Below are 9,078 nucleotides of genomic sequence, written 5' to 3'. Positions count from 1 at the left end.
CTCCAGGAACCTGTTTTTAATCAAAATCATTCTGATTCAGTTTTATATGGATCAATTGGTTATATAATTGGACATGAGCTAACCCATGGTTTTGACAAAAATGGAAAAAAATATAATGATCAGGGCAATCTTCAAGATTGGTGGGATGAAAAAGATGAAAAATCATTTGAAAATTTATGCTCAAAACTAATAAATCAATTCAACCAATACGAAGTAGCAGAGAAAATTTTTATTAATGGTGAGCAAACATTATCTGAAAATATTGCAGATTTAGGAGGATTAAGTGTTGCTTATGATGCTTATAAGTTATCTGAAATGGGAAAGAAAAATGATACAGAATTCGATAAACAATTTTTTATATCTTTTGCTAAAGTTTGGAGGGAAAAGCTTTCAGAAGATGAGTTAAGAAATATGATTTTAAGAGATACTCACACACCTCCAAAATGGAGAGTAAATGGTGTGCTTTCAAATTTTACACCATTCTATGAAGTATTCAATATTAATAAAAAAGAGAAGCTTTACAAAGATAAAAAAGATAGAATTGTAATATGGTAAATAGTAATCTTTTAACTATTAATCGCCAGCTGAAGGCATATAATTCAAAAAACTTAGAGGAATTCATAGTTAACTTTTCAGAAGATATTAAAGTTTATGAGTTTCCTGAAAAGTTATTGTATGAAGGAAAAGAACAATTCAGGTTATTTTATAGTCAACGATTTTTAAACTCGAATTTACTCAACTGTATAATTAACAACAGAATTATCTTGAATGAAATAATTGTAGACCATGAAATAATTCATGGAATAATTGAAAATCCAGTAGAAGTGATAGTACTCTATAGTTTTAAAAACAATTTAATTTTTAGAATAGATTTTTTGAAGTAAGTTATAATTACTAACAATACAAAAAAAAGTTAAGAAAGATGATTAGTATTCGCAAAACCAGTTTCGTTTGCTATTTATATTTTATATCGGGACAATATTCAAACTTCTTTCTCTCTACTTCATCTTTACAGAATGTTTCTAAAATACTTGTCACAATAACAATTTAAAAAAAACAACACAAAGCAACGGACGTGAAAACGGCAGCCGATAACAGCGGTTTCTGGCTATTGCTGGTTTTTCTTGAATTGTACTTATTTCTTCACGAAAAAATTTTATCTTAGCAGAAAGTACGCAGTTCACTGGAATCGCAACAGACGCAAAGCCGCAAAATGTTAACAATCAGTGCTTTCACCAGTTAGTAAAGGGATACAATTAATTGAAAACTAGGAAACATTTTATATTTACAAAAATTTAAAAAAATAAACATATTATGAACAATACTGAAACTCAACTTCGCAATGCTCTTATCGATAATATCCTAAGATACTTGATAGATGAAAATTTTCCTCGTGTCATAAAATGCCTCGAAATGTTAAATGAAGAAGAAATTTGGTATCGACCAAATAGTCAATCAAATAGTGTTGGCAATTTGGTATTACACCTAAATGGCAATTTGAATCAATGGATTCTTGACTATATTGGTGGAAAACCTTTTGTGAGAAATAGGCAATTAGAATTCGATGCTGAAAAAACGCATAGTAAAGAAGAGCTTATACTTATGATGACTAATTTAAGCGAAGAGTTACGTCCTTGTATTCAATCAGTCACCAGGGATAAATTGTTGGGGATTCTACCCATACAGAATCAACAGGAAACAGGCATTTCAGTTTTAATACATATTACAGAACACTTCTCATTTCATACAGGACAGATTACTTTTATAACAAAATGGTTAAAAGAACAACAAACTAATTTCTATTAAAACTTCAAAAACGATAACAAATTACCCCGCTCTCCGAAGTCTCCCGACTTCGGAGTATTAAAATAGAAAACCGCACCACTCCCGCGCGAAATGAAATTCGACGAAGTCAATCCTTTCTTGTGGTTGTTTAATAAAACAGGTTTATTAGTTCACTAATTATAGCCAATAAATGTTTGATTAGGAATTATAAATTAATAACCAGAGGTTTTAAACCCAACCTTAGAAAAAAAATGGAACAAGCTAAATTTATTCAAGATGAGAATGTGTTTTTCTTAATAGGTTTAGGAGTATTTCTCCTTGCACTGATATATTGGTTCTATAAAAATTATAGAAAAGTTAAAGAAAGAGATTATGATAATAGTTCTGAAAATTATGCATATGGATATAACAGAATGATATCATGGCGATTATATATATTTGTTGGCGTAATTTTTATAATTATATCGTGGGAATTAATTAAAAGACTATTTCATACTCTTAATTAAAAACCCCGCTCTCCGAAGTCCCCGCTCTCCGAAGTCTTCGGATTTAGGAGCAATAAAATAGAAAACCACAACGTTGTCAACCTTTTTTAACTTTGACAAAGTTTGTTATAAAATTGTAGTATTTTTGGGAATAGAAAGGGGAAGTAACATACCAATATCTTACCAAATAAGTTGTAAACCTATTAAAACAGGCGACTGTAAGGTAGTTAGTGGCAAGCGGCGCGCGAAAATAGATGACACGTGTAATTAGATAAATATCTGCACGTAAATTATTATCTCTCGACTGCACTCAGGTTGACAATTTCTGATTTCTAGAAGTATCGGGAGAATGATAAAGAAATAAGAAAGAAAATAGAATATAGAGTAAAGATAAGGGTCATTTTTACTTCTTAAAAAATGAGAGGGAATGACATGATGGGTTTGATGAAAGGAGGTTACCCCTTCTCCCGAAACTTCGGGAGCGCTCAGGGTGACAGAAATAAGGCATAAAAAGGTTTAAAAGGTAAAAGATATGCTCTGTTAGCTTGGCACGTTGTAGAACTTTTGTTACTAAATCATTAAATAGTGTAGTCAGACAACTAATTAAGGTTGGATATAATAAGGAAATATAATAACTTTGTAATTAGTCCAATAGGAATTTGTTCCTTACTGTGTATTGAATACAACACCAAACCGCATAAAACATGAATGTAAAAAAAGTACTTCCTCTACTATTACTCTTGATTGCCCTGAACTGTGTCGCCCAAAACTCGGTGACTACCATCTCCACCAAAACGGGTACTCGTTATATAACCAATGCAGTTGATTTTCCGATTGCAGGAACCTATTTGTTTCAAGGTGCTGAACCCATAGTGGAATTAAACAATAACGGCACCGGCATTTACCAGTTGCATGAATTGCCTAAAAGAGCCATGATTTGGGGTATAGAATGTGATGAGAGTGGAGCATTACAATTCATAAAAGGATTTGATAATGCTGCCTACACACTTTGGTATCAATACAGCGATAGCTCGGATTCGGATACCAATTGGAACGAGGTGCCGTTTTCCATTCATTTTAACACAATGAAAATGTTCATTCAAGGAGAACGCATGAAGGACTATAGTGGTACTATAGAAAAATAGTCAATAACACTATTTGAATGGATTTTCAATTTTGTTTGTTTTCATCCTATTTAATGATACTATAAAAAAATAAAAAATAAACCCTATTTAAGTAAAATTTTATATTTTTGAAATTGATTTAAGAGAATTCTATTTAGGAAATCGACATAGAGGTATCAATTTTAAACAACAACTAATTAAAAATTAACAATTTAAAAAACACCCTTATGAAAAAATTATCTTTAGTACTATTAATTATTACTACAGTAACAACATTTGCTCAATCAACAAATAAAGAAGATCTTGATATTATTCAAGGTATTTATGGAAAATCTAAAAAAGAATTGGCTACTGCTTACATGAATTTGTCAGAACCTCAAAGTGCAGCTTTTTTCAAAGTTTATGATGCTTATGAAATAGAACGTAAAGCTCTTGGAGCAAAAAAAGTGGAAATCATCCAAAACTATGCTAATGATTATTACAATCTTACTGATGAAAAAGCAGATGCATTGGCTAAAGCTACCTTGAAAAATAATGCTGATTTTGAGAAATTATTATCTAAATACTATGAAATTGCCAAAAAATCAGTTGGTGCTTTGAATGCTTCCAAGTTTATTCAAATGGAAGTATACATGCAAACAGCAGTGCGGTCCGAACTTCAAAATGCCCTTCCTTTTATAGGAGAATTACAAAAACAATAAACAATAAACAATAAATTAAACTAACAATTACCCATGAAAAATTTTAAAAATCTATTTATCGCACTTTGTATAGTTGCAACAACTGCCAGTTATGGCCAAACGAGAATTAATCTTTATGGAAACTACACATTTCAAGATAGTTTTGACTCCTATTATGACCCAGGAAGGTATTATCAAGGTCAAACTCAAGATGGTTTCCAATATGGTATCGGGATTGAAAGAGAAATTCGAAAAGGTACTTATATTGAATTATCGTATTTGAGATTGGACACCAATGCTCCTACGCAGTACAATGATGGTAGTATTTTGTCTAAATCTGCTGATTTTGATGTTGCCTTAAATTATATTATGTTAGGAGCTAACCAAACATTTACAAAACCAGGTTCAAAAGTTGAAGGATTTGGTGGTTTTATGGCTGGTGTTGGTATTGTGAATGTTGATAATCCCACCAATAAAAGGTCTGACTCAGCAACGAAATTTGCCTGGGGAATTAAAGGAGGTGCAACGATTTGGGCTACCAAAAAAGTGGGTGTGAAATTGCAAGCACAATTATTATCAATCACACAGTCAGTTGGTGGCGGTCTCTTTTTTGGAACTGGTGGTGCTTCGGCAGGTTTGAGCAGTTATTCGACTGTGTATCAATTTAGTTTAGGTGGTGGACTTGTTTTTGAATTAGGAAAATAAAACGCTTGCTTATTGGATGTATTCCAATTTGCTTCATTTTAAACCACATAGAAACATAGATTTTATCACTTTTTTAAAAGGCGTTTCACTCTATGATAGAAAACCATAGCCATATGTAACCATCACTCGAGGGATAGCCAACGAGTTACCAATAATAAAACCGTATTGTTTATCAACGATACGGTTTTTTTCTTATAAGTACTTTTATGTAGCTGCTTTTTAAAAATAAGTAGTGTAGTATTTTTTTCTGTAACATTTTCAAAAGTCATGCTACTTATAACGGAAATTTTAACTTTTAAACTAAACAGTATGACTAAATTACATAGTATTGCCGCCCTACTTCTATTCACTGTAACTTCCACTGTCTTAGGGCAACCAACCGTTTGGAAGCCACTCACTACCGAACCTTATGCTGGAAAACAAGATGACATTGCTTTTATTGATAAAAATAACGGCTGGTATGTCAACGGCTATGGTAAAATATTCCATACTGTTGATGGCGGTTCAACTTGGGAAAAGCAATTGGAACAAAAAGGCACTTTTTTTAGAACCATAGCTTTTGTAGATAAAAACATTGGCTTTGCCGGAACAGTAGGCACAGATTATTTTCCAAATGTATCCGATACCATTCCGTTGTATGGTACTAAAGATGGTGGTAAAACCTGGCAATCAGTTTCATACAAAGGACCTTATGTAAAGGGATTGTGTGCTATTGACATAGTAAAAGAACAATACATCAACCACGGTAACATCGACTATAAAACCCATATCTATGCTGTGGGAAGAGTGGGAAGTCCGGCCAATATGATGACCTCTCATGATGGCGGCACCACTTGGACTTCGCATAGTATGAATGACGATTGCAAAATGTTATTTGATATCAAAATGCTCAATAAAAATGAAGGATTTGCGGCAGCAGCCACTCATGAAGATATTTCCCAATCGAATGCGCTCATCTTGAAGACTACCGATGGTGGCAACACATGGAAAAAAGTGTACCAATCCAATCGTCCTTTTGAAACGACATGGAAAATTGCGTTTCCTACCCCAAAAGTGGGCTATGTCACCATCCAATCTTATAACCCAGACCCTTCTGTGAAACAACAACGAGTGGCTAAAACCACTGATGGTGGTGTTACATGGACAGAGATTAACCTAGTTGAAGAGTCGCAAGCGAGAGAATTTGGTATTGGTTTTATTGATGAAAATCATGGGTTTGTAGGTACCCTAAATAGCGGTTTTGAAACAACTGATGGCGGCGTAACTTGGCAGAAAATTGACTTGGGAAGGGCTTGTAATAAAATTAGAATATACAAAGACGAACAAGGCACCATATATGGCTATGCCATCGGAGTGAATGTGTTCAAACTTTAATCAAAATAAGTAATAGTATGGAAAACAAAAACATTAGTCCGTATAACCGAATACTGTAAATTATGTTTGTCGTATTTGCCGCCTACCAATTCTTTGGTCAACATGCCTACGAAGAAGCAGCTTCTTCTTTAGGAATAGGCCTTGTTTTTGATCCTTTTAACACTGACCAACCTTGGAATGAACGACCACTTTGGCAAAAGATATGGTTATTCGTTCATTTGGCTATCGTTGCGCTCTTGTTTGGCTATGGTGTTGGTATAGCCGATAAATAACCATAATATTGTAATCAACTATAAAACTATTAACGTAGTATTGTGTACTATTGCGTTTTATTTATTTTAACTTCCTAAAATTTTGAATTATGCATAATTATGCTATAAATCTTTTGGTAGAATAGAATAAATACTTAATTTTATACTATTAATAATCAAAAAGTAATCAAATGAAAAAAAGAGTAAACCAATTGAAAATTTTATTGGCATTTTGTACTGTAATTATCTTGGTATTCACAACTACAAGTTGTAAAAAAGAAGAAACGAAAGTATTTGATATGGTTGCCGCCCAACAAGCTATTGATGAATTAAATACAACCTATGCTGATGCCTTTACTAAAGGAGATGCGGCGGGTGTAGCCAGTTGTTATACTGCTGATGCCAAATTTATGCCGCCAAATTCAAAAACATACGAAGGCAATGCAGCTATTCAGGAAGAGATGAGTGCTTTTTTCAAAAATGGCACTATGAAATTGGAGATAAAATCGGTTGGCCTTTGGGGAGATGAAAATACATTAACCCAAGAAAACGTATGGACAGTTTTTGATAAAGATGGTGTTGAAAGAGACCATGGAAAGTCTTTGATAGTGTATAAAAAAGAAGCCGATAAATGGAAAATATATAGAGACTGCTACAACTCTGACTCGAATGCAGCAGCTCCTTCACCAGAAACGGATCCTGTTGCCGAAGACAATAAATAATTCGATTTAAATTTAATAGATAACGGTGCCTCACGGCATCGTTTTTTTTGATGCAAAATAACGTAATACTCTCTAACCTAATGGGTGTAATTAGTTTTGATGTTTAATGTATAGCAAACTGTCTCACTGTCCCCAAGCTTCGGAATTAACTTCTCTGTTCGGAATGGGAAGACCTGCCTGCCATCCCTACGGCAGGTAAACCGGCAGGTAGGGGTGAGCCCCGAGATTTGATATTTTACACGGTAGTGTATTAAAAAGTGTGTAAAATTGTTTGTTATTATTTTCATTTCAATCAAATAAAGAAGAAGTTTAGTGAAGCGTAGCGGAACTAAACTTCTTCTTTATTTTTTATTTTTCTTTTTAATTCGTCAACGTATCTAAATACTGATACTGGATAATTATACGATTTGTATTCTTTTTCCATTGCAACTGAACCCATTAAAAATAGAACCGATTCAGGGCTTGGCATTGCACCTCTCATTTTTAAAACCCTTTTATAATCTCGATTTAAACGCTCAATCCAATTGGTAGAATAAATCATTCGTTGAATTGGAGCTGGATAATTCAAATAAGAGAAATAAGCTATATTTCGATCATTTGAAAGTGATTTCAAACTTGGATAGCTTTTTTTATGTTGCTCTACAAATTTACATAAATTTTCAAATGCTGCTAGTGGAGTAACTTTTTTTGTTTCAATGGCAAATATTTGCAACAATTCCTTTCCTATTTCTAGTCTTTTTGTTCTTGGAAAAACTGATAGAATAGTACGTTTAATATGTACTACACAGAGTTGATGCTGTGCGTTGGGAAAGGATTTTGCAATTGCGTTTTCAATAGAAGCCAGACCATCTGACACTATCAAACCAATACTTTGAACGCCTCTTTTTTGTAGCGAATTTAGCTCTAATTGCCACAGAGTAGCACCTTCGGTTGGATGATTTACAATACTCAAAACTTCCCTTGAACCATCTTCTTTTATACCTAAAATCGTATAATACCCCTCTTTGCTTACTGATTTATCTCGTCGTGTATGTACAAAAGTTGCATCGATATAAAGAGCCAAATAATGTGTATCTAATCTACGATTTAACCAAACTGAAACTTCTTCTCGGCTATCTTTCATCAAGTAACTAATCTGTTGTTTACTGTAATCTTTGCCATAAATCTCTTGATAAATATCACTGACTTGCTCGGTGGTTAAACCTTTCTTATACAAACTAAAAATAAGTTTACGATGCTCCTCGTCTTCATCTCGAAGTACATTGAGTAATACAGGATAAAATCCACCATCGCGAGTTCTAGGAACTTTTAAAACCATTTCCTTGCCAAAACCACGTGCTTTTCTTTCTCGATAACCATTTGCGTATGTGTCAGGATTTTCTCGTTGATGAAGATGGCATTCGCTTTTCATAAAAGCGTTCAAAGTCATTTGCATTAATAAATTAGTGCCATTTTCTGAATTTGCAATATTCAACATTAATTCAGAGATTTGTTCTTATGTAAAGTTCATTAGTCTGAAAGTTTATCATTAGTAATTTAAAATTACAAATTTTAAACTTTAAACACTTTTTTTGTACAGTATCCGAAGTAAAGATGAAAATCATCTTACCAATAGACAAAGAAATCAAATCAATAATATTATAAGAAATGTATATAAATCAAAAGCCCCAAACCGTTAGTTTGGGGCTTTTACTATAAGATCTAAAACTTTACTTCACAATCAAGAACTCTGAACGTCTGTTTTGAGCGTGTTGCTCTTCTGTACAGCTTGCACCACAATCAACTTTTGGCTCTAACTCTCCCATTCCTTTTCCAGAAATTCTGCTGGCATCAATTCCTTTTGAAATGATGTATTGAACAGTTGATTTAGCTCTTCTATCTGATAATGACAAATTGTATTTATCACTTCCTCTATTATCGGTGTGCGATTTAGCCATGACAACCATTTTATC

The 9,078-nt window shown here is 33.2% G+C and carries 11 protein-coding genes; 9 read left to right on the top strand and 2 right to left on the bottom strand.

The window, feature by feature from the left end:
- The 9 genes from ACK5ON_RS00460 to ACK5ON_RS00420 all read left to right on the top strand — a co-directional run.
- Window positions 1-555: M13-type metalloendopeptidase (locus ACK5ON_RS00460; RefSeq protein WP_409818842.1), on the top strand; the 555-nt coding region annotated here is incomplete at its 5' end.
- Window positions 549-884: a hypothetical protein gene (locus ACK5ON_RS00455; RefSeq protein ID WP_409818839.1), complete on the top strand. Its 336-nt coding sequence runs from the start codon at window positions 549-551 to the stop codon at window positions 882-884. The genes ACK5ON_RS00460 and ACK5ON_RS00455, both read left to right, overlap by 7 nt.
- A 430-nt stretch (window positions 885-1,314) precedes the next feature.
- Window positions 1,315-1,806 carry a DinB family protein gene (locus tag ACK5ON_RS00450; RefSeq protein WP_409818836.1) on the top strand — a complete coding sequence of 164 codons (492 nt, stop codon included), beginning with the start codon at window positions 1,315-1,317 and terminating at the stop codon, window positions 1,804-1,806.
- A gap of 1,168 nt (window positions 1,807-2,974) precedes the next feature.
- The gene (locus tag ACK5ON_RS00445) at window positions 2,975-3,415 is read left to right on the top strand and encodes a hypothetical protein (protein ID WP_409818834.1); all 441 of its coding nucleotides are present in this window, start codon (window positions 2,975-2,977) and stop codon (window positions 3,413-3,415) included.
- A gap of 206 nt (window positions 3,416-3,621) precedes the next feature.
- On the top strand, window positions 3,622-4,095 hold the full coding sequence (locus ACK5ON_RS00440) for a hypothetical protein (protein ID WP_396172971.1): 474 nt from the start codon (window positions 3,622-3,624) through the stop codon (window positions 4,093-4,095).
- A gap of 33 nt (window positions 4,096-4,128) precedes the next feature.
- The gene (locus ACK5ON_RS00435; protein WP_409818832.1) at window positions 4,129-4,779 is read left to right on the top strand and encodes a hypothetical protein; all 651 of its coding nucleotides are present in this window, start codon (window positions 4,129-4,131) and stop codon (window positions 4,777-4,779) included.
- Window positions 4,780-5,088: 309 nt separating this feature from the next.
- Complete coding sequence (locus ACK5ON_RS00430; RefSeq protein ID WP_409818830.1) at window positions 5,089-6,153, top strand: WD40/YVTN/BNR-like repeat-containing protein; 1,065 nt, start codon at window positions 5,089-5,091, stop codon at window positions 6,151-6,153.
- A 62-nt stretch (window positions 6,154-6,215) separates the two neighbouring features.
- Window positions 6,216-6,425, top strand: coding sequence for a hypothetical protein (locus tag ACK5ON_RS00425; RefSeq protein ID WP_396172974.1), 210 nt, complete (start codon window positions 6,216-6,218; stop codon window positions 6,423-6,425).
- Between the two features lie 170 nt (window positions 6,426-6,595).
- Window positions 6,596-7,126 (top strand): YybH family protein, encoded by a 531-nt coding sequence (locus ACK5ON_RS00420; RefSeq protein ID WP_409818828.1) that lies wholly within the window; start codon window positions 6,596-6,598, stop codon window positions 7,124-7,126.
- Between the two features lie 328 nt (window positions 7,127-7,454).
- On the opposite strand, the gene ACK5ON_RS00415 is transcribed toward ACK5ON_RS00420, so the two are convergent.
- Both ACK5ON_RS00415 and ACK5ON_RS00410 read right to left on the bottom strand, forming a co-directional pair.
- A complete protein-coding gene (locus tag ACK5ON_RS00415; RefSeq protein ID WP_409818826.1) occupies window positions 7,455-8,603 on the bottom strand; it encodes an IS256 family transposase in 1,149 nt (382 codons plus the stop codon).
- A 232-nt stretch (window positions 8,604-8,835) separates the two neighbouring features.
- Window positions 8,836-9,078: OmpA family protein (locus tag ACK5ON_RS00410; protein WP_409818824.1), on the bottom strand; the 243-nt coding region annotated here is incomplete at its 5' end.

The organism is Flavobacterium sp. (assembly GCF_046317795.1).
Classification (GTDB): domain Bacteria; phylum Bacteroidota; class Bacteroidia; order Flavobacteriales; family Flavobacteriaceae; genus Flavobacterium.
Note: the sequence above shows the minus strand (reverse complement) of the source record. Positions and strands in the feature narration are given on the sequence as shown.

Coding starts and splice junctions, on each gene's coding strand:
- ACK5ON_RS00415 (WP_409818826.1), bottom strand. CDS start 8,603: ATGTTGAATATTGCAAATTCAGAAAATGGCACTAATTTATTAATGCAA.
- ACK5ON_RS00455 (WP_409818839.1), top strand. CDS start 549: ATGGTAAATAGTAATCTTTTAACTATTAATCGCCAGCTGAAGGCATAT.
- ACK5ON_RS00435 (WP_409818832.1), top strand. CDS start 4,129: ATGAAAAATTTTAAAAATCTATTTATCGCACTTTGTATAGTTGCAACA.
- ACK5ON_RS00440 (WP_396172971.1), top strand. CDS start 3,622: ATGAAAAAATTATCTTTAGTACTATTAATTATTACTACAGTAACAACA.
- ACK5ON_RS00430 (WP_409818830.1), top strand. CDS start 5,089: ATGACTAAATTACATAGTATTGCCGCCCTACTTCTATTCACTGTAACT.
- ACK5ON_RS00425 (WP_396172974.1), top strand. CDS start 6,216: ATGTTTGTCGTATTTGCCGCCTACCAATTCTTTGGTCAACATGCCTAC.
- ACK5ON_RS00420 (WP_409818828.1), top strand. CDS start 6,596: ATGAAAAAAAGAGTAAACCAATTGAAAATTTTATTGGCATTTTGTACT.
- ACK5ON_RS00445 (WP_409818834.1), top strand. CDS start 2,975: ATGAATGTAAAAAAAGTACTTCCTCTACTATTACTCTTGATTGCCCTG.
- ACK5ON_RS00450 (WP_409818836.1), top strand. CDS start 1,315: ATGAACAATACTGAAACTCAACTTCGCAATGCTCTTATCGATAATATC.